An 18,788-nucleotide genomic window follows, 5' to 3' on the forward strand; every position below is an offset into this window, starting at 1 on the left:
TGCCCTTTGCTCCCTGATTGGCAGCGTCGTCCTTTGCGGCGTGTAAAGCACCCGATAACCAACACAATGATTCAGGGAGCCTTTTTATGAATTTCAAAGCGATTCTCGCTGCTGTTGCTGCGACTGCCGTCATGAGTGGTCCTGTCAGTGCCCAGGACAAATCGGACTGGCCCGAAAGTTTCACGGTGGGTACCGCCAGTCAGGGCGGAACCTATTTCGCGTACGGCTCTGGCTGGGCCAACTACATGGCCGAGAAACTGGGTATTTCCGGTGGTGCGGAGATCACCGGTGGTCCGATGCAGAACATGGCGCTGGTCCATACCGGCGACCTCAACTTCGGTCTGACGACCCTCGGTCCGGCCCGTGAATCCATGGAAGGCAAGAGCCCGCTGGCTCCGGGAATGAAAATGGACAACGTCTGTGCCATGTTCCCCATGTACCAGACGCCCTTCTCGATTACGGCCCTCAGCGGTTCCGGCATCAAGACCATCGACGACATCCCGGATGGCGCAACTATCGGCTTCGGTCCGGCGGGTTCTACCTCCGACACCTATTTCCCCAAGATGATGGACACGCTCGGCGTGAAGTATGAGCGCCGCAACGGTAGCTGGTCGGATCTGGCCGGTCAGCTTCAGGACGGCCTGATCGATGTCGTCGCGTTTGCAGCGGGAATCCCGATTCCGGCGGTGAGCCAACTGGAAGTCCAGACCGATATCAACATCATCGGGATGAATGAGGCTCAGCTGAAAAAAGTGACCGACGCCTTCCCGGTCGCGGCGTTCACCATTCCGAAAACCACCTACAAGTCTCTCGAGCAGCCCTCACAGGTGGTATCCATGTGGAACTTTGCGGTGGCGAACTGCGACGTGTCGGACGATCTGGTCTACCAGATGGTCAAGCTGACCATGGAACACAACGACAAGATGATGTCCATTCACAAGGCAGCCCGTTCCTCTGTTCCTGAGAATTACAGCAAAAACAACGTCCTGCCCTGGCACCCGGGCGCGGCGCGCTGGTTCAACGAAAACGGTTATGAGATTCCGGCTGACCGGATCCATCCGTAAACGTCGCCGAGGGGGCCTGACGGGCCCCTTCGACAGGCCGGCACCATTGCCGGCCCGGCCTTTCCGCTAGCAGGGTGTATCTACCATGACAACCGAACACGAGATTCAACACGAGCCCCGGGTGACCGAGGACCAAGACCATATCCTGGCCCATAACGTGGATGAGGAGCCTGTAGAGCCCAATCGCCGGCTGTTTGATGGGTGGTTGCTCAAACTGGTCACCGTGATGACCATTGCCTATTCCTCCTTCCACCTCTATTCACTGAACATCGAACCCATGGAAACCTGGTCGTTCCGGATAGTCCATGTGGCCGGAGCCCTGGTGCTGGGATTCATGCTGTACGCCGGTGCCCGGTTTGCCTCTGACGATGATCGGGTCGTCCGTCACCGCTGGACCACCTGGGCGGCCGGGATAGTGATGCTGCCGGCGCTGTACGCGCTCTATCAGGGTTTCGCTTTCTATCAGATGCTGCAGGGCGGAGCCATGCGTGTCGAGCCGGAAGTGGAGGCATGGCACTTTGGCTGGCCGCTGATCGTCGCGACGGCTGGCGGCATCGTGATCAGCTGGTTCCATCAGCGCGGCCGGGCAAGGTTCAGTGCGCCGGATCTCGTGTTGATGGTGTGTTCGCTGGCGGTCGCCGCCTATTTGCTGGTGATCTACAACACGCCCCTGCGCATGTCGACCGGTACGTCGTTTGCGCCCATCGGCATTTCGTTCGCGGCGGTTGCCGGCACGGCGCTGATTCTGGAAATGACCCGTCGGGTCGCCGGCATGGCATTGGTCATCATCGGGCTCGTTTTTCTGGTTTACGTGTTCACGGGTGAGTATCTGCCGGGCTTCCTCGGTTACCCCGGGCTGACGGTTCAGCGCTTCTTCAGTCAGGTCTATACCGATGCGGGTATCCTTGGGCCGACCACGGCGGTGTCGTCCACCTACATCATTCTGTTCATTATCTTCGCGGCGTTTCTGCAGGCCTCGAAAGTCGGGGACTACTTCGTTAACTTCGCGTTTGCGTGCGCAGGCCGCTCCCGTGGGGGGCCCGCCAAGGTTGCCATATTTGCCTCCGGCCTGATGGGCATGATCAACGGTACGAGTGCCGGCAATGTCGTTTCGACCGGTTCACTGACCATTCCGTTGATGAAAAAGGTGGGCTACAAGAAGCAGACCGCGGGTGCCGTAGAGGCTGCGGCGTCAACCGGTGGGCAGATCATGCCGCCGATCATGGGCGCGGGCGCGTTCATCATGGCCGAGATCACCGGTATTCCGTATACCGAGATTGCCGTGGCTGCCATCATTCCTGCCATTCTGTATTTTGCGTCTGTCTACTTCATGGTGGACTTCGAAGCGGCCAAGACCGGGATGCGCGGGATGCGGGAGGATGAACTGCCCAAACTGTCGCGCCTGGTGAAGCAGTGCTATCTGTTTATCCCGATCATCATTCTTGTGGTCGCCCTGTTCCTCGGGTATTCGGTGATACGGTCGGGCACCCTGGCCATGGTGGCGGCCGCCATGGTGAGCTGGCTGTCTCCGAACAAGATGGGCCCCCGTCAGATCCTGCATGCGCTGGATATTGCCTCGGTGATGGCGATCCAGATCATTGTGGTCTGCGCCGCCGCCGGCGTGATTGTGGGCGTCATCTCTCTGACCGGCGTGGGCGCACGCTTTTCGTCCATGCTGCTGGATATCGCTGCCCACAGCGATCTGCTCGCCCTTATTTTTGCCATGTTCATCTCAATCCTTCTTGGCATGGGTATGCCCACAACCGCCGCCTATGCGGTTGCCGCATCCGTTGTGGCGCCGGGCCTGGTGGACCTTGGTATTGAGCCACTGACCGCCCACTTCTTCGTGTTCTATTTTGCGGTGGTGTCCGCAATCACGCCGCCGGTGGCCCTGGCCTCCTACGCGGCAGCGGGTATTTCCGGCGCCAATGCCATGGAAACATCCGTGGCGTCTTTCCGGGTCGGTATTGCCGCGTTCATTGTGCCGTTCATGTTCTTCTACAACAGTGCACTGCTGATGGATGCCCCGTGGTTTGAGGTGGCTCGGGCCCTGGTGACAGCCACCATTGGTGTCTACCTGTTGTCCGGGGGCGTCATGGGGTGGTTTGGGCAGATTGCCGCCAACTGGATGATCCGGCTGGTTCTGATTGCCGCAGCCTTGCTGATGATCGAGGGCGGTGGCTGGACCGATCTGGTCGGTATTGTCATGGGTATGGCGGTCCTTATGGTTCAGCGCAAGCGCAGGGAGCCCGAGGTTTCCATCGCCTCCTGACAGGCCCGCGTCCGGCCGGCGGGACCGATTGTCCCGGGCCGGCCGGAACGTTACGCTAGACATTTTCCACTCGGCGAAACCTATCTGTGCGACTCGGTATCCTTCTGGCTTTCCTGATGACTCTGGGCCTCTCCTGGCTGCTCGGTGACTGGTTCGGTTATCGACAGGTGGAGCAGGAAAGTCTTGAGCAGTCGTTCCGGTATCGTCAACTGGTCGCCAACGAGCTCAACCGTTATCTGCCCATTCCCGAACTCATGGCACAGCATCCGTTGATGGTGCGCGCGCTGCGGCATCCGGACCAGCCGGAGGTGATCCTTGAAGCCAATCAGAAGATGCAACGGATGGCGGGTATCGTGGGTAGTTCCGATGTCTATCTGATGGACGATTCGGGATTGACGGTGGCCGCCAGCAATTTTGGCCGGCGGGACAGCTTCGTCGGCCGACGTTTCGCCTACCGGCCCTATTTCAGTGACGCGATAAAGAGCGGGGACTCCGCGATCTACTTTGCTCTCGGCTCTACTTCCGGTGTCCGGGGTCTGTATTTCTCACACCCGTTACGGGGTGACGACGGCGTGATACTCGGCGTACTGGCCATGAAAGTGCAGGTGGACGACCTGGAATCCCAGTGGCACCGGCCGCTCAATCGCGATGGTGCGGAGATGGTGGTGCTGGACAGTGCAGGCATCAGCTTTCTGGCCAGTCAGCAGGACTGGCTGTATCGGGATTTTTCGGGTCGACGTGAGGAACAGCAGGCACTGGAGATCCGACAACGGTACCCGGGTCGCCAGCTTCGTGCCATGAAGATCCATGACCTGGGTCGCCCATGGGGGGTATCCGAGAAGTCCCGAAAACTCAGTGTCGAGACCAGCGAGGGAACACGGGAGTACCTCAGCGTGACGACACCGTTGCCAAGACTGGACTGGTCATTGAGAGTCATGGTGTCCACCGCCAGGGTTCTTTGGACGCGGATCGCCTTTGTTATTGGCGGTGTCGCCGTTTACCTGGCCATCCTGCTTGCCTGGCTGTATGTGAGAGAACGATACCGTCGTGAAGCAGAGCTGGCCCAGAGAGGGGAGCAGCTAGAACAGCGCGTTGCTGAGCGAACAGCAGACCTGGAACGGTCCAACCGGCAACTGCGGGAAGAAGTGTTCGAGCGGGAGCGGGCCCAGCAGGAGCTCAGGGAAACCCAGCAGGAGCTGATTCAGGCTGCCAAGCTGGCGGTGCTCGGGCAAATGTCGGCGGGTCTGAATCACGAGATGAATCAGCCGTTGACGGCCATTCAGACATACGCGAGAAACAGCCGGCGTTTTCTGCAGAAGGGGACGACGGATATGGTTGACGCCAATCTCGCCGAGATCATCACCCTGTGCGACAAGATGGCCGAGCTGACCCGTCAGTTCAAAGTGTTTGCCCGCAAGTCCGAAGGGCCTCCCACGAGTGTCGACGTTCGCCTGGCGGTGGACGCAGCGCTCAAAATTGTTTCGGCTCAACGGGGTGAGGGAACGCCACGGATACGGTGGCACCGTCCGGGGAGCCCGGTCATATGCCACGGGGACCTGATTCGCATCGAACAGGTAATGGTCAATCTGCTGGCGAACGCCGTGCAGGCCGTGGACGGGGTTGACGGTCCGGTGATCTCCGTCGACATTGAAGAGGACGACGGAAACTGGCGATGTGTGGTCCGTGATAATGGAACCGGGCTGCCCGCCAACTCGGAGCAGGTTTTCGAGCCCTTTTTCACCACCAAATCGGTCAAGCAGGGACTGGGGCTGGGGCTGTCGATTTCGCGTCAGATTGTCGATGCGCTCGGTGGGACGCTGACCGGCTTTAATCGTCAAGACGGCCCCGGGGCCGAATTTGTTGTCACTCTGCCAAAGCGTGAGGTCATGGAATGAGTCAACCCTCGGTCATTTTCGTGGACGATGATCCCCACATCCTGCAGGCCATGGCCCAGACGCTGGCGCTCGAGGATATACCGGTGGCCTGTCATCCGGATGGACCGTCCGCCTTGCCCGCGATCACCCCCGAGTTCGAAGGCATTGTCCTGTGCGATTACAACATGCCGGGGATGGACGGGCTGCAGTTGCTGGAGAAGGTCCGGGCGGTGGATGACAGCATTCCGGTCATCATCCTGACCGGGCAGGGCGATATCAGTACAGCGGTATCCGCCATGCAGCAAGGCGCCTACGACTTTATTGAAAAGCCATTCGATCATGAGGAGCTGATCGAGCTGTTACGGCATGCGATGGAAAAACGCCAGCTGGCGCTCGAAAACCGGCGGCTGAAGGCCCAGTTGCGGCACATGGCGAAACCCGGCCCTCGTATCCTCGGGGATTCCCCGGCGATGCAGCGGGTGCTGGCCATGGTCAATCCGATTCTGGAGATCTCAGCCAACATCCTGCTGCATGGTGAAACCGGCTCAGGCAAGGATGCACTGGCTCGATATATTCACGAGAGCAGTGCCCGGGGCGCCCATAACTTTGTCGCGATCAACTGCGGAGCGGTTCCGGAAAACCTGATTGAAAGTGAACTCTTCGGCCACGAGGCCGGAGCCTTCACCGGAGCGGATAAACGACGAATCGGCAAGATCGAGCACGCCCATGGGGGCACTCTGTTCCTGGATGAGGTGGAGAGCATGCCCCTCCCGCTTCAGGTGAAGCTGCTGCGGGTACTGGAAGAGCAACGCGTGGAACGGCTCGGCAGTAATGAGGTAAGGGACGTCGATGTCCGTATCATCGCAGCGACGAAAGAGGACCTGAAGGCGCTAAGCGACGCCGGCCGGTTCCGTTCAGACCTCTATTACCGGCTGAACGTGGTCAAGGTGGATATTCCACCGCTTCGGGACCGGAAAGAAGATATACCGCTTCTGTTTCATCACTTCGTCCTTATTGCGGCAGCCCGGTATGACCGTGAAAGTGTGCCCCTCGATGCCGGTCAGGCTGCACGGCTGATGCAGCGATCCTGGCCGGGAAACGTGCGGGAGCTTCGCAATCTCGCCGAGCGCTACGTGCTTCTCGGACCGGCCGCCCTGGATGACAGTGAGTCCGCTGGAGAGACAAATATCACGGGGCGCCAGACGCTGTCGGAAATGGTGGACGGGTTTGAGCGCTCTGCCATCATCAGCGCGCTGAATGCCTGCCACGGCAGTATCAAGGACACCATGGTGCATCTCGGTGTCGCCCGTAAGACATTGTATGACAAGATGAAAAAACACGGTCTCGACAAGGCTCAGTTCAAGGACTGAGCCCGTCCGGACCGGTTTTGTCAGGCCATTCTTCGCAGGGTGTTGTCACCGACGACATGGTGGTGGAGCAGGGCGGCAAGCACATGGCCGGCCAGCACGAACCAGAGCAGATTGGCCATCACCTCGTGGGCGTCTTCACCAATCTCCTCCATCCACTCGATTTCCGGTCCGCGTTCGATCAGCGTCAGACCGAAGGGGTGAAGTCCGTGTCCACTTCCCAGGGTTGTGAACAGGCCTGTCAGGGGCAGGGCGAACATCAGGCCATAGAGTGCTATATGTCCCAGCCTGGCTGCCATCCGCCAGCGCTCGGGCGGACGGATCTGCCCCCAGTTGACGAGTCGCCAGAACAGCCTCAGCACCAGAAGCGCTCCCAGTCCGAGACCGATCCCCTGGTGAAGTGGCATGCCGGAGCTTCCGCCGATCTCCTCGAAGGCCTCCATCCATACTTCGCTCAGCAGCATGAAGATCAGGAAGGCGGCCATCAGCCAGTGAATGGCCCTGGAAACGAGACCGTATCGATTGTCAGAGTCCAGCCAGGTCATGCGCACTCTCCTTTACTGTTGCTCAGCGTTTGCCTTGTTGCCCACGAGCGATACGTCCCGCTCACTGACAACGTTGTTGTTGCTGTCCCGCAGCTGGATCCTGTAACCGTCATTCTGCTTGGAGATGGTGGCGGTTGAGCCAGGGCCGAAACGTTTCAGGGCAGTGGCCTCGGCCATAACCCGGATCTCCTCGGGTGAGTAGTTCTTGTCCATGCTGGCCGGTGCCCAGGCCTGACGGGAGTACTCATCGTCATCATCTTCCGCGAAACTGTAGGTGGGAGTCAGGCCGACGAGCAGGGTTGCTGCGAGCAGTGCGGACAGTGAATACCGTTTACTGCGTTGTGATATGGCCATGATCAATTCTCTCCTTTGCCGTCTGTGTCAGGATCATTCGCCGGATCAACCGGAGACGGGGTCTCGGTTGCGTCGGAATTGCACACAGTAAAGCGGGCCTTTGTCGTGAAAGTGTGTCGGAGCGGCGGTTTTTTTGTCGCAAATTGTCGCAACCCCGCTCGCCGACAAGACCTGCGACAAAGTCGGCACCGAAGATCACCCGCGATGCCCCTATAATCAGGCTGTCAGAGGTTTGGACAAGTTGAAACGAGTGATGAATGACGAGCAGGCGCCACAAATTCTGGTGGTGGACGACCATCGGGAAATCAGGGATCTCCTGAGCCGGTATCTGAGTGACCACGGGTTTCGGGTCCTTCAGGCGGAGGATGGGGTCGCCATGAAGCAGCGCCTGAGTTCCCACCGGGTCAGTCTGGTGCTGTTGGATATCATGATGCCGGGGGACGACGGACTGGTACTCTGCCGATACCTGCGGGAGCACACCTCGTTGCCCGTCATTCTGCTGACCGCCATGGGAGAAGACACGGACCGGATCATCGGTCTGGAGATGGGCGCGGACGATTATGTCACCAAACCGTTCAATCCGAGGGAGGTACTGGCGCGAATCAAGGCGGTGCTCCGCCGTGTCGATGCCTTGCCACCGCCGGCCAGTCAGGCCGCCGGGCGGCAGCTGAGATTCGAAGGCTGGCACCTGGATGTGGACCGTCGGCGACTCGTGGACCCGGAGGGCGTCGAGGTGGCGCTGAGCACCGGCGAGTTCAATCTGTTGCTGGTTTTCCTCAATCACGCGGGACGGGTGCTGTCCCGGGATCACCTGCTGGATCTGGCCGAGGGACGTGAGGCTGCCCCGTTTGATCGAAGCATCGACAACCGCGTGAGCCGGCTGAGAAAAAAGCTGGAGCACGATCCGCGCAACCCGGAACTGATCAAAACGGTTTGGGGCGGGGGATACCAGTGGACCGCCGATGTGGAGGCCGACTGAGATGCGCCTGTTCCCGAGGCGGGCAGCCAGCCAATTGGTACTGCTGGTGATTGTGGTGATGCTGCTGGCGCAGGGGGTCACCTTCTGGATGATGGTGGGCGAGCGTCAGGGCGCGTTACAGACGGCGGGTCTGAACAATCTTCTGCAACGGGTCGGTAACGCCTATGCCCTGGTCAATAGCATGCCCGAGGCCGGACGGAAACGGGCACTGACCGCACTCAGCGACCCCTTGCTGGAGTTGTCCGAAGATCCTGAGCCGCTTCTCAAGGCAGATGCCTCGCCACCGTTCTCGGTATGGCTGCTGTCCGAGGGCCCACTTTCCGATCTCACGTCTGCCAGTCACGACGTCCGGACCCGGATTCTCGTCGACGATGATCGCTGCAAGCGTGAGAACGATGACCATCACGAACACTACGAACATCACGACGAGCATGACGACCTGATCGAGGAATATCAGGAAGACTGGCACAAACGTCTTCGGAAAATGGATTGCCCGCCGGTGCTGGAGTTGTCGCTCGACCTCAAGGATGGTCAGTGGCTGAACGCCGTGGCCCTGCCACCGCGTCCTTCGTGGCTCTGGTTGAAGGCCGCGCTGATCGGTGCCGGTGTTACCGCGGTTCTTCTGATTGCGGCGGTGTTGCTGGCGGTGCGGTACATCCTGGCGCCGGTCCGCAAACTCCGGGAAGCAGCCGTGGCCTTTTCACAGGGGACTCCCCGGTACCTTCCTGAGCGGGGCCCGGAAGACATTCGCGATGTCATCCGGGCGTTCAACGACATGCAGCACCAGGTGGGTCGATCCCAGGACGAGAAAGCGCGTTTGCTGGCGGCCCTGGCCCACGACCTGCGCACACCGCTGACCGCGATGCGCCTGCGGGTTGAAATGCTGCCAGAGGGCGAGGATAGAACCCGGTTGCTGGATAACCTGGCCGAGATGCAGGGGCTTGCCGAGGACACCCTGGATTTTATCCGGGGCAGCGCTTCGGAGCTGACCCGCCGATTCGATCTGGCCGCTCTGCTCGAGAGCCTGTGTGACGATCTTGCCGAGATCGGGATGGCGGTGACCTGTGAGGAGATGCCGCGCTGCATCATGCAGGGCAGGCCGGAAGCCGTTCGCCGGGCGGCGCGCAATCTGATCGAGAACGCGGTCAGTTATGGCGATGAGGCCCGGGTGTCGATGGTCGTCAATCCGGATTCCATCTCCATCGACATTGCTGATCGCGGGCCGGGGATCCCGGCCGAGCTGCGGGAGAAAGTCTTCGAACCGTTTTTCCGGGTGGAAACCTCGCGCAGCCGGGACAGTGGCGGCGCCGGCCTTGGTCTGGCCATTGCCCGGACGCTGGTGTTGGGTATGGGAGGAACCATTGCCATCGATGACCGCGCGGACGGCCCGGGCATGCGAGTAAGGATAACGCTGCCGAATCCCGGACACTCCTGAAGCGGCGTAGAGATGCCCTGTTACACACCGTATAAAAACGTCGCGTTTCGTCCAATGATATCTGTACCCCTTTTTGGGTAGTATCGGCGCCTTTTCCGGGGCCGTATCACCGGCCAACGTCCCACCCAACGAACATTGGAAGTCAATGAAAAATCTGACCATTCAGACGCGGGTATTATTGCTAGCACTGGTGCCGGTGATTGCCCTGACTGCCTTTCTGACAACATACAACCTCCATCAGGCGCAGCAGATTGGCGATGCCGCCGTGCAGAGTTTCGCCAGCGATATGGAAGCCAGCAAGCGCGAGGAACTCAAGAATTACGTCCAGCTCGCCAAAACCTCCATCGCCACCCTCTATAACCAGCCCGGTTCGGCCGATGACCCGGAAATCCGCGAGCGGGCCATGGACATCCTCCGGGGGCTGCGTTTCAACGATTCCGGCAGCGCCGGCTACATTTTTGGCTATGACCCGAAGGGTAATGTGGTCATGCACGGCTCCAAGCCGTCGCTGGAAGGCAAAAACCTGTGGGATCTGCAGGACCCCAACGGTGTCTACCTGATCCGCGGACTGGTGAAGGCCGCCCAGAATGGAGGCGGGTACGTGTCCTACGGATGGAAAAACACCGAGACGGGCAAGGTGGAACCGAAGCTCGGTTATGCCGAGATGTTGCCCAAGTGGAACATCATGATCGGTACCGGGTTCTGGGTGAATGGTCTGGATGATCAGGTCGCCGGCATGCGCCAGGAAGTGGAGGGTTCCCTCGACAAGAGTGTCATAGGTTCTGTGACGACCTCGGTGATTGCCCTGGTGCTGATCGTTCTGTTGGCGTTGTTCGTGGTCCGCAGCATTATCCGTCCGCTGAAGAGCGCCGTGTCAGCCATGAACGATATTGCCGGTGGCGATGGCGACCTGACCCGCCGTCTTGAGGTGGACTCACGGGACGAGCTTGGCCAGTTGGCCGCTGCGTTCAACAGTTTTGCCGATCAGGTCCATGGACTCGTTGAGCGGGTGCTGTCATCGACCCGAACACTGAACGAAGCCACCGAAGAACTGAATCAGGTGATGAGTGAGGCCGAACGTGGTGTTGAGCGCCAGACTTCAGAGAGCGACCAGGTGGCGACGGCGATGAATGAAATGACCGCAGCTGCCCAGGAAGTTGCCGGCAACGCCAGTGAGGCATCCGACGCGGCCGGTCACGCCAATGCGCAGGTCTGCGACGCGCAGGGTCTGGTACAGCAGGCCGTCGACAGCATGGCCGGGCTTTCGGACCAGGTGGCCCGGGGTGTCAGCGTGATTGAACGGCTCGGTACGGATTCCCGGAAGATTGACAGCGTTCTCGACGTGATTCGGGAGATCGCCGATCAGACCAATCTGCTTGCGCTGAACGCGGCCATTGAGGCGGCTCGCGCCGGCGAGGCGGGACGGGGCTTTGCGGTGGTAGCGGATGAGGTTCGCACACTGGCCAGCCGGACCCAGCAGAGTACTCAGGAAATCCAGCAAACCATCGAAGGACTCCAGTCGGGCGCTGGCGATGCCGTCCGGATCATCGGTGCCATCAGCGAGCGCAGCGAAGCGACGGTGGAAGAAACCCGCCAGGTCAATGAAGCGCTCAGGAAAATCGGGGAAGCGGTGAGTACCATCACCGAGATGAACACCCAGATCGCCAGTGCCGCCGAAGAGCAGACCAGCGTCTCCGAGGCGATCAACCAGAACGTTCACGAGATCGTGGCGATCACGGAACAGACGGCGGGTGGCACCCGCCGGGCCGGTGATGCGACCCAGCGGATGCAAGAGCTGGCTTCCCAGCTGTCAGGGGAGGTCAGCCGTTACCGGGTGTAGGCAGGGCCGCCTGGCCGTCTGACGTTAACAGCGGCAATGAGACAGTACCGGACACCTGTACCGCGGGCACCACGAGATCCCGGGAGAAGGCGCCGGCGAAGGTCGGGTGCTGGCCATAGAGCATCAGCACCAGGCGGTCACCCGCGTGCAACCGTTCGGCAATGCCGGTGAGATCGAATTCATGGCTGCCGAGCCCGCGGACCGGCTGAACCTGTTCGTCAATCAGTTCGGGTGTTGGCTGGTTCTGGCGGATGATGCCTACGCCGACAAACATGATGGCGTCACAGGTGCCGACATGAAGAATCGGATCGCTCTGTTCCAGGCATTGCGAGTCGATCTCCGGGAGCCCGGTGCTGACATTCAGCGTGGCGGTGGGGATGCCGGCAATGACTCCGTCTTCGGTCAGCGTATCCAGCGGCACAATCACCGGAAGGGTGCCCGCGGCGCCCATGGGTACCGGGACCGGCGTGGTATTGCCAAGCAGGTCCAGTCCGACCGGGAAGGATTCACCACCCCGGGTGATGGCCGGTGCCGAAACGGAATCCCCCGGTGCCAGCGTGTAGCAGATCTGCTGACCGGTGGTGATCACGTTATCCGCATCGCCCTTGCCGAGCAGTTTCTCGTTGAACCAGGCAACGGTCGCCCGGGTCACATTGATGTCGCCACAGTTGGTCAGGCCGTTGAGATCCCCGGTGGCCAGCTGGGGAAGTTCTCCGCTGTAAAAGGTCAGACTGGAAAGCGTTTCCTGGATCAGGCCGACGTTCGGGGCCAGGTAATGATGGCCATACGGGTAGGTGAGTAGACGGACATCGCCGCCTGCCTGCTTCAGGATCCGGTAGTTCTCGGCCGCTTCGTTAAACGGGAACAGGTTGTCGCGCATTCCCTGGAACATCAGTACGTCCACCGGATAGGGCTGACGGGGCGGGGTTTTGACGATAAACCGTCCGTCGCTGGTCAGCGGAAACTTCCCGGTAACCGGATCCAGCAGATAGTCGCTGGTATTGCCGCTGTCCAGCAGGGCGAGGTCCAGCTCGTTCTGCCAGAAGTAACTCGGGCTGTGGTAATGCAGGAAGGCGAGGGCGCCGGGCGGGAAGTAACCGGTGGTTATGCCCTCCAGCAGCGACGACCGCAAATAGGGATCCATGGAGAAATCGGTCTGGCTGTCTCCCATGACAGACAGGAAAGCCAACCAGTAGTTCTTGGTCACATCGCCGGGGTTCAGGCTGGAGTCGAGGTCGTGCCAGGTGATCTGGGGCACCATGGCATCCATGCGCCGGTCCGGGTCGACGTTGTAGAGCATGTATTGATAGCCACCGCCATAACTGCCGCCAACGGCCCCAAGCAGCAGGTTGTTGTTCTCGTACTTCAGGTAATCGAGGTTGGCTTCTGCCCAGTCCACGATCTGGACCAGGTCCTTCCCTTCGAAATCCGGATCCATGACGCGAATGGTGCCGCCGCTCTCGCCATGACCCCGCTGGTCAATACTGATGACGGCATAGCCTGCATCCACCAGGGGTTTGATGGGCGACAGTGGGTCATTGCCTGCATCGGTGGTTCGCGAGCCGCTGAAACCGTGTCCCTGGAGAATCAATGGGTGATGGGCCTGGCAATCGAACAGTGTCGGTTCGAAAACCTGGAACACAATCGCTGCCCCGTCCACCCGGGAAGGCATTTCGACCCGATAGCTTCGACCGCCGGATAGATCCGTGCCCTGTTCGCAGGAGGCCGCGGCAAGCTCCTCGGTACTCGCCGGCAAGGGCCGGGCTGTCTGGGTATCACCTTCGACGACGCCGGGCGCCGGAGTCGGGCTCTGGGCGACCGAGGATTCGGTTCTGGTCGGGGTTGTGCTGGATGAGTCGGTGCTGCCGCCGCCGCAGCCAGCGAGTGACAGGGCGCATACTCCAGATACCAGGAGCAGGTTAAGTTTCTGCATGGTTCTTCGCCTGTTTTGTTGTTGTTGAGTAACGTTTTGTGACGCGGTTCACATTAAACGTCGCTGCGACAACAGGCGATGGCAGAGTCGACCCCGGGGATTGTCGCCAGGGTCAACTCGTCGGCGGGAGCTACAGGTTGGCTTCGGCGAACTCGGCCAGGGGTGAGCGGGGAACGCCCTGCAGATGCACGTGTGCCCCGTGGCGGAAGCTCTTGAAGCGTTCGGTCATGTAGGTGAGGCCCGAGCTCAGGGCACTGAGGTAGGGCGTGTCAATCTGGGCCAGGTTCCCCAGGCAGATCACCTTCGAGCCATTGCCCGCACGGGTAATGATGGTCTTGATCTGGTGGGGCGTCAGGTTCTGGCACTCGTCAATGATGATCAGGCTGTGCTGGAAACTTCGCCCGCGGATGTAGTTCATCGATTTGAAGTGCAGGGGGACCTTGCTGAGGATGTAATCGACCGAGGCGGTCATGTTTTCATCGTCTTCATGCAGGGCCTCGAGATTGTCCACAATGGCGCCCAGCCAGGGCTCCATTTTCTCTGCCTCGGTGCCGGGCAAAAAGCCAATATCCTCGTCCAGCCCCTGGGTTGAGCGGGTGGCGATGATCCGCTTGTAGAGCTTGCTGGCAACGGTCATCTCTATGCAGGCAGCCAGGGCGAGGATGGTTTTGCCAGAGCCGGCGGAACCGGTCAGGTTGACCAGGTGGACGTCCGGGTCGAGCAGCAGGTTCAGGGCGATCGCCTGGTAGATATCCCGTGGCACGAGGCCCCAGACTTCCTCGTTCATCAGGTCGTGCTGGTGCAGGTCCCGGATAACGATACGTGTCTCGTCGAGATCCACGACCTTGCCGACGAAACCCAGTTCGTCGATGACGAATTCATTGATGTTTACACGCGCCAGCGCGCCCTCCCGGCGCAGAATATGCTCTGTTGCCCCTTCACGCTGAACGGTTTCGACCTTTTCGATATTGTCCCAGAAAGAGTTGCTGAATTCGTGATAGCCCGTCGGCAGAAGGTCGATATCGTCCAGTAGCTGATCGTTGTGGTAATCCTGCGCTTCCACCCCGAAGCCCCGGGCCTTCAGGCGCATATTGATATCCTTGCTCACCAGGATGATGTCCCGGGACTTGTGGCGATTCTGGAGCGCTGCGAGCGTATTGATGATCTTGTTGTCGTTCAGGTGTTCCGGTAACGAATGCGTATCGGGCAGCTCGGTACTCATCAGGATCTGCAGTCGGCCCAGGGGATCTGCTTTCTTGCCCCGCACGATGGGCACGCCTTTTTCGATCTGCTTGGGGGTGGCATCCCCGAGAACCCTGTCAATGTTGCGAATCGCCTGTCGGCAGTCGGCAGCCACCGACTGCTTGCCGGACTTGAGGCTGTCCAGTTCTTCCAGGACCGTCATCGGGATGATGACATCGTGTTCTTCGAAGTTGAGGAGGGCGTTGGGATCGTGGATCAGGACGTTGGTGTCGAGGACGTACATCTTCTTGCGAGCTTGCGGTGCTCTGGGCATAGGGTGCGCTACCTCTCTGGTGGCTCAGTCGTTCTCGGCGCAGCGTTGCGTGAGTTCCCGGTTGGAAATCAGTTTGAGCATGTCATAGGTTGTGATGATGCCGGTAATTCGGGCGTCTTTGGTCACGAAGATACGGTGGAGGTGTTCGCGCATCATGATATCGGCGATATCCCGTACCGGCGTTTGTTCGTCAACCGACAGCACGATGGGCGTCATGATGTCGCGAACCTCCACGGGAACCTTGCCCATCTCCTCGAAGATCGCCATGCGAAGCCGGCGGGCCTCGGCGGCTTCTTCCGAGGTCAGATGGTCGTCGGGCCTGGAGCGGGAGGCATTCCAGCGAAATTCAGTGATGTCCTTGAGGGTGGCGATGCCGACAATTTCCCCCTGATCATCCGTGACCGGGCTGCCGGTGATTTCGTTGTCTGTCAGGAAGCGTGCGAGACGCTCCATGGTCCAGTTCTGGGGGACGGCCTTGACACTGGGGGTCATGATCTCGTGAGCGAGAACGGTCATCAGGCTGGGGTGACCTCTGTCCGTGAATTTACCCAAAGCTTAGCGCGAGTTGCCAGAGCCGTCACCCCCTTAAGGATCGGATTTCTCCACGCCGGCGAGCTGTCCGTTCTGATCCCATACCAGCCTGAATCCCTGGTAACGCGGTTTTTGGGCAACTTCTTCCAGTGCTTCCATGGAGCGGACGGGGATGTCCACGAGCAATGAATTGACGAGCCAGCCTGGCAGGGCACCATTCGGATTGGTGTGCTGGACCCAGATCATCCGGGTTTTCCTGCCCTCGGGAATAAACCGGTAAAGGGTGTCCGACTGATCGACGCGAACCCGCCCGCTGCTTTCCGCGCGTTGGTCGGGTGTGGCGTTCAGGTCCATGACGATTTCGCCGCTGTCATGGTCACCCCGGGTTCGGATACGCAGCACGTAATCCCGATCCGTGACCGGCCAGGGCATGTCGTTGACGGAATAGGCAAACCGGTCGTGAAAATTGCCGTCTCCGAAACCGTAGGATTCGCTGCAGTTGTAAACCCATTCCATGCAAGAGCGCGGGTTGATCATGACCGCCATCAGGTTTTCGATGGGGGCGTCCAGGACAGCAACCGCCTTGAAGGCTTCGAACTTCGAGCCGGGCTGTTTGACGGTATAGATCCGGATGTTGTCTGTCTCGGTCTGCAGTTGCCAGTCGGCCTGGTTTTCATCGGGCAACGGTGACTGAGCGTGGGCCCCGGAAGATACGAAGAGGAATGTCAGGGTGACCAACATCACGTGCCTGAATATCTGGCCTGTCCATCCGCGGGCTGTTGAGCGCGTCATCGATTACACTTCCTTGACTATGATGCCGCCGAGTCTAGCATGTGGCTGCCTTTGACCAAGCCGTGAAAGCGGGGATTGTGAACCAGGTAGCCCCTTCAGGCCCCGGCGATCTCCATTGGCCTCTTCTGACGGATTATCATGACGACCAGACTGATCAACGAGCGGGGGCAGGTGGCACCCGGCATACTGAAAGCGCCAGTCGATCACATCAATTACCTTGATTATGATCTTCGCACTGTGATGGACCGTCGCCGCTCACGGTTTGCCCGCCATTGGCGTTTCAACCAGTTTCAGTTCGTGAGTGTCATGGCTCCGGGGTGGGTGTTCGGACTGGCACTGGTGGACCTGAAGCTGGTGGGCAATGGCTTTTTCTACCTTTACGACTTCGAGTCCGGTCTCATGCTGGAGCGGTCTCTGCTTCAACCGCTGGCAAGGAATGTCACGCTGGAACCCTATCCCGAACACGGTAATGCATTTTTCCGGAAAGGGCCGACGGAACTGGCGATCCAGCCCTCGGCTGGCGGGCGCAATGTTTCCGTGAGCGCACCGGATGGCATCCGTATCGACCTGGAGTTTCGGGACGACCGTGATCCGTTGCGGCTGGTGTCGCCGGCTGGTTACAACGGCTGGGTGTTCACACGAAAGTCCGCGGGTCTTCCCGTGGACGGGGAAATCCGCTGGGGGAATCAGGTCTGGCGCTGCGACGAAACCAGCCGGGCCGCCATAGACTGGAGCTGTGGCTTCATGCGACGGGAGACGGCCTGGAACTGGGCGAGTATCTCCGGTGTGTTGCCGGATGGTCGATCGGTGGGTCTGAATCTGGCAGCCGGTGTGAACGAGACCGGGTTGACGGAAAACGCGCTCTGGTTTGATGGGGTGTGCACACGCCTGGCGCCTGCCCGGTTCCTTTTTGACCGCTATCGGCCGGACACCGAGTGGCGGGTGACCACCGAGGATGGACGTGTGGATCTCCGGTTTGTGCCGGCGGGAGTACGCAAGGAAAAACTCAATATCGGCGTCCTGGCATCGAATTTTCGCCAGTTCGCGGGAACCTTCGAGGGGACGGTGGTGGATTCGGAGGGCCGATCAATCCCCGTAGCCGGGCTACGGGGATTGATGGAAGATCACTTCGCCCGATGGTAAGGCCGCGCCGGGCTATTTTTCGGGCAGGGTCACGTTCAGCTCCAGAACCGAGCAGCTGTCGTTCCTGTCCACTTCGACCTGAACCATGTCGTCGGAAATCTGGACGTACTTGCGTATGACTGCAAGCAGCTCCTGCTGAAGCTGCGGCAGATAGTCCGGCTGTTCCCGCTGGCCACGCTCGTGCGCCACGATGATCTGCAGACGTTCCTTGGCGACATTGGCGCTGGTGTTTTTCTTGCTCCGGAAATAGTCAAGAAAACTCATGCCTTAGCCCCCCTTGAACATCCGCGAGAAGAAACCTTTCTTCTGTGCGGTCATGAATCGATGTTCGCGCTCTTCGCCCAGCAGTCGGCCGACCGCATCGTCATAGGCCTGGCCCGCGTCGCTCTGCTCCTCCAGGATGACCGGCAGGCCCTGGTTGGAGGAATTGAGCACCACCTGGCTTTCCGGGATGACGCCGAGCAGGGGAATGGCAAGGATTTCCTCGACATCGGCTACCGAGAGCATTTCCCCTTTGTCTACCCGGTCGGGATTGTACCGGGTGAGCAGCAAGTGCTCGCGAACCGGGTCCTGGCCCATTTCCGCCCGGCGGGATTTGCTCTGGAGAATGCCTAGGATTCGATCCGAGTCCCGGACCGAGGACACTTCGGGGTTGGTCACCACGATGGCTTCATCGGCATAGTACAACGCCATCAGGGCGCCGTGTTCGATACCGGCGGGGGAGTCGCACACGATGTAGTCGAAGGTGTCCGACAGCTCATTGATGACCTTTTCAACCCCTTCCTTGGTGAGGGCTTCTTTCTCACGGGTCTGGGAGGCCGGCAGAATGTAGAGGCTCTCCACGCGTTTGTCCCGGATGAGTGCCTGGTTGAGCGTCGCCTCGCCCTGAATCACATTGACGAAGTCATACACCACCCGGCGCTCACAGTTCATGATGAGGTCGAGGTTGCGCAAGCCTACGTCAAAATCGATCACGACGGTTTTGTGACCACGCTTGGCAAGGCCGGTACTGATTGAGGCGCTGGTGGTCGTCTTGCCAACGCCGCCTTTTCCTGAGGTTACGACAATGATTCTAGCCAAGGTTCAATTCCTGTTTCGCAATGGATTCGTCGTGTCTTCCGGAACGTTGTCTTTGTTGTGAAC

16 protein-coding genes are annotated in these 18,788 nt (G+C 59.8%); 8 read left to right on the forward strand and 8 right to left on the reverse strand.

Going from position 1 to position 18,788, the window contains the following annotated elements; genetic code table 11:
* Positions 1–86: 86 nt before the first annotated feature.
* From MSNKSG1_RS01000 to MSNKSG1_RS01015, 4 genes are all read left to right on the forward strand, one after another.
* A complete protein-coding gene (locus MSNKSG1_RS01000) occupies positions 87–1,064 on the forward strand; it encodes a TAXI family TRAP transporter solute-binding subunit (protein ID WP_008937363.1) in 978 nt (325 codons plus the stop codon).
* Positions 1,065–1,149: 85 nt separating this feature from the next.
* Entirely contained in the window at positions 1,150–3,336 is a 2,187-nt protein-coding gene (locus tag MSNKSG1_RS01005) for a TRAP transporter permease (protein ID WP_008937364.1), read from the forward strand.
* Between the two features lie 116 nt (positions 3,337–3,452).
* Positions 3,453–5,231 (forward strand): sensor histidine kinase, encoded by a 1,779-nt coding sequence (locus MSNKSG1_RS01010; RefSeq protein ID WP_051067750.1) that lies wholly within the window; start codon positions 3,453–3,455, stop codon positions 5,229–5,231.
* Positions 5,228–6,580, forward strand: a complete 1,353-nt coding sequence (locus MSNKSG1_RS01015; protein ID WP_008937366.1) for a sigma-54-dependent transcriptional regulator — start codon at positions 5,228–5,230, stop codon at positions 6,578–6,580. The genes MSNKSG1_RS01010 and MSNKSG1_RS01015 overlap by 4 nt, the downstream gene beginning before the upstream one ends.
* 20 nt (positions 6,581–6,600) lie before the next feature.
* Here MSNKSG1_RS01015 and MSNKSG1_RS01020 read toward each other — a convergent pair whose 3' ends face one another.
* Positions 6,601–7,122 (reverse strand): cytochrome b, encoded by a 522-nt coding sequence (locus MSNKSG1_RS01020; RefSeq protein WP_008937367.1) that lies wholly within the window; start codon positions 7,120–7,122, stop codon positions 6,601–6,603.
* 12 nt (positions 7,123–7,134) lie between these two features.
* Positions 7,135–7,476 carry a hypothetical protein gene (locus MSNKSG1_RS01025; RefSeq protein ID WP_008937368.1) on the reverse strand — a complete coding sequence of 114 codons (342 nt, stop codon included), beginning with the start codon at positions 7,474–7,476 and terminating at the stop codon, positions 7,135–7,137.
* Between the two features lie 253 nt (positions 7,477–7,729).
* Between MSNKSG1_RS01025 and MSNKSG1_RS01030 the strand changes: the two genes are divergently transcribed.
* From MSNKSG1_RS01030 to MSNKSG1_RS01040, 3 genes are all read left to right on the forward strand, one after another.
* The gene (locus MSNKSG1_RS01030; protein ID WP_008937369.1) at positions 7,730–8,455 is read left to right on the forward strand and encodes a response regulator; all 726 of its coding nucleotides are present in this window, start codon (positions 7,730–7,732) and stop codon (positions 8,453–8,455) included.
* Positions 8,439–9,890, forward strand: a complete 1,452-nt coding sequence (locus MSNKSG1_RS01035) for a sensor histidine kinase (RefSeq protein WP_227497921.1) — start codon at positions 8,439–8,441, stop codon at positions 9,888–9,890. Before MSNKSG1_RS01030 ends, MSNKSG1_RS01035 begins: the two co-directional genes overlap by 17 nt.
* A gap of 145 nt (positions 9,891–10,035) precedes the next feature.
* Positions 10,036–11,730 (forward strand): methyl-accepting chemotaxis protein, encoded by a 1,695-nt coding sequence (locus MSNKSG1_RS01040; protein ID WP_008937371.1) that lies wholly within the window; start codon positions 10,036–10,038, stop codon positions 11,728–11,730.
* On the opposite strand, the gene MSNKSG1_RS01045 is transcribed toward MSNKSG1_RS01040, so the two are convergent.
* The 4 genes from MSNKSG1_RS01045 to MSNKSG1_RS01060 form a co-directional block, all read right to left on the reverse strand.
* Positions 11,711–13,663, reverse strand: a complete 1,953-nt coding sequence (locus tag MSNKSG1_RS01045) for an alpha/beta hydrolase (RefSeq protein ID WP_008937372.1) — start codon at positions 13,661–13,663, stop codon at positions 11,711–11,713. The two genes, MSNKSG1_RS01040 and MSNKSG1_RS01045, sit on opposite strands and share 20 nt — an antisense overlap.
* Positions 13,664–13,793: 130 nt before the next feature.
* Positions 13,794–15,179, reverse strand: a complete 1,386-nt coding sequence (locus tag MSNKSG1_RS01050) for a PhoH family protein (protein ID WP_040886509.1) — start codon at positions 15,177–15,179, stop codon at positions 13,794–13,796.
* 24 nt (positions 15,180–15,203) lie between these two features.
* A complete protein-coding gene (locus MSNKSG1_RS01055) occupies positions 15,204–15,695 on the reverse strand; it encodes a CBS domain-containing protein (protein ID WP_008937374.1) in 492 nt (163 codons plus the stop codon).
* Between the two features lie 69 nt (positions 15,696–15,764).
* A complete protein-coding gene (locus tag MSNKSG1_RS01060; RefSeq protein ID WP_008937375.1) occupies positions 15,765–16,502 on the reverse strand; it encodes an START domain-containing protein in 738 nt (245 codons plus the stop codon).
* Between the two features lie 138 nt (positions 16,503–16,640).
* On the opposite strand from MSNKSG1_RS01060, the gene MSNKSG1_RS01065 reads away from it, so the two are divergent.
* Positions 16,641–17,645, forward strand: coding sequence for a DUF2804 domain-containing protein (locus MSNKSG1_RS01065; protein ID WP_008937376.1), 1,005 nt, complete (start codon positions 16,641–16,643; stop codon positions 17,643–17,645).
* Between the two features lie 12 nt (positions 17,646–17,657).
* On the opposite strand, the gene minE is transcribed toward MSNKSG1_RS01065, so the two are convergent.
* Positions 17,658–17,909, reverse strand: coding sequence for a cell division topological specificity factor MinE (gene minE, locus MSNKSG1_RS01070; RefSeq protein WP_008937377.1), 252 nt, complete (start codon positions 17,907–17,909; stop codon positions 17,658–17,660).
* A gap of 3 nt (positions 17,910–17,912) precedes the next feature.
* On the reverse strand, positions 17,913–18,725 hold the full coding sequence (gene minD, locus MSNKSG1_RS01075) for a septum site-determining protein MinD (RefSeq protein ID WP_008937378.1): 813 nt from the start codon (positions 18,723–18,725) through the stop codon (positions 17,913–17,915).
* Positions 18,726–18,788: the final 63 nt, after the last annotated feature.

Source organism: Marinobacter santoriniensis NKSG1 (assembly GCF_000347775.1).
Taxonomy (GTDB): Bacteria; Pseudomonadota; Gammaproteobacteria; order Pseudomonadales; family Oleiphilaceae; genus Marinobacter; species Marinobacter santoriniensis.

Coding starts and splice junctions, on each gene's coding strand:
- MSNKSG1_RS01020 (WP_008937367.1), bottom strand. CDS start 7,122: ATGACCTGGCTGGACTCTGACAATCGATACGGTCTCGTTTCCAGGGCC.
- MSNKSG1_RS01010 (WP_051067750.1), top strand. CDS start 3,453: ATGACTCTGGGCCTCTCCTGGCTGCTCGGTGACTGGTTCGGTTATCGA.
- MSNKSG1_RS01060 (WP_008937375.1), bottom strand. CDS start 16,502: ATGACGCGCTCAACAGCCCGCGGATGGACAGGCCAGATATTCAGGCAC.
- minE (WP_008937377.1), bottom strand. CDS start 17,909: ATGAGTTTTCTTGACTATTTCCGGAGCAAGAAAAACACCAGCGCCAAT.
- MSNKSG1_RS01015 (WP_008937366.1), top strand. CDS start 5,228: ATGAGTCAACCCTCGGTCATTTTCGTGGACGATGATCCCCACATCCTG.
- MSNKSG1_RS01030 (WP_008937369.1), top strand. CDS start 7,730: ATGAATGACGAGCAGGCGCCACAAATTCTGGTGGTGGACGACCATCGG.
- MSNKSG1_RS01045 (WP_008937372.1), bottom strand. CDS start 13,663: ATGCAGAAACTTAACCTGCTCCTGGTATCTGGAGTATGCGCCCTGTCA.
- MSNKSG1_RS01005 (WP_008937364.1), top strand. CDS start 1,150: ATGACAACCGAACACGAGATTCAACACGAGCCCCGGGTGACCGAGGAC.
- MSNKSG1_RS01000 (WP_008937363.1), top strand. CDS start 87: ATGAATTTCAAAGCGATTCTCGCTGCTGTTGCTGCGACTGCCGTCATG.
- MSNKSG1_RS01065 (WP_008937376.1), top strand. CDS start 16,641: ATGACGACCAGACTGATCAACGAGCGGGGGCAGGTGGCACCCGGCATA.
- MSNKSG1_RS01055 (WP_008937374.1), bottom strand. CDS start 15,695: ATGACCGTTCTCGCTCACGAGATCATGACCCCCAGTGTCAAGGCCGTC.
- MSNKSG1_RS01050 (WP_040886509.1), bottom strand. CDS start 15,179: ATGCCCAGAGCACCGCAAGCTCGCAAGAAGATGTACGTCCTCGACACC.
- MSNKSG1_RS01025 (WP_008937368.1), bottom strand. CDS start 7,476: ATGGCCATATCACAACGCAGTAAACGGTATTCACTGTCCGCACTGCTC.
- MSNKSG1_RS01040 (WP_008937371.1), top strand. CDS start 10,036: ATGAAAAATCTGACCATTCAGACGCGGGTATTATTGCTAGCACTGGTG.
- MSNKSG1_RS01035 (WP_227497921.1), top strand. CDS start 8,439: ATGTGGAGGCCGACTGAGATGCGCCTGTTCCCGAGGCGGGCAGCCAGC.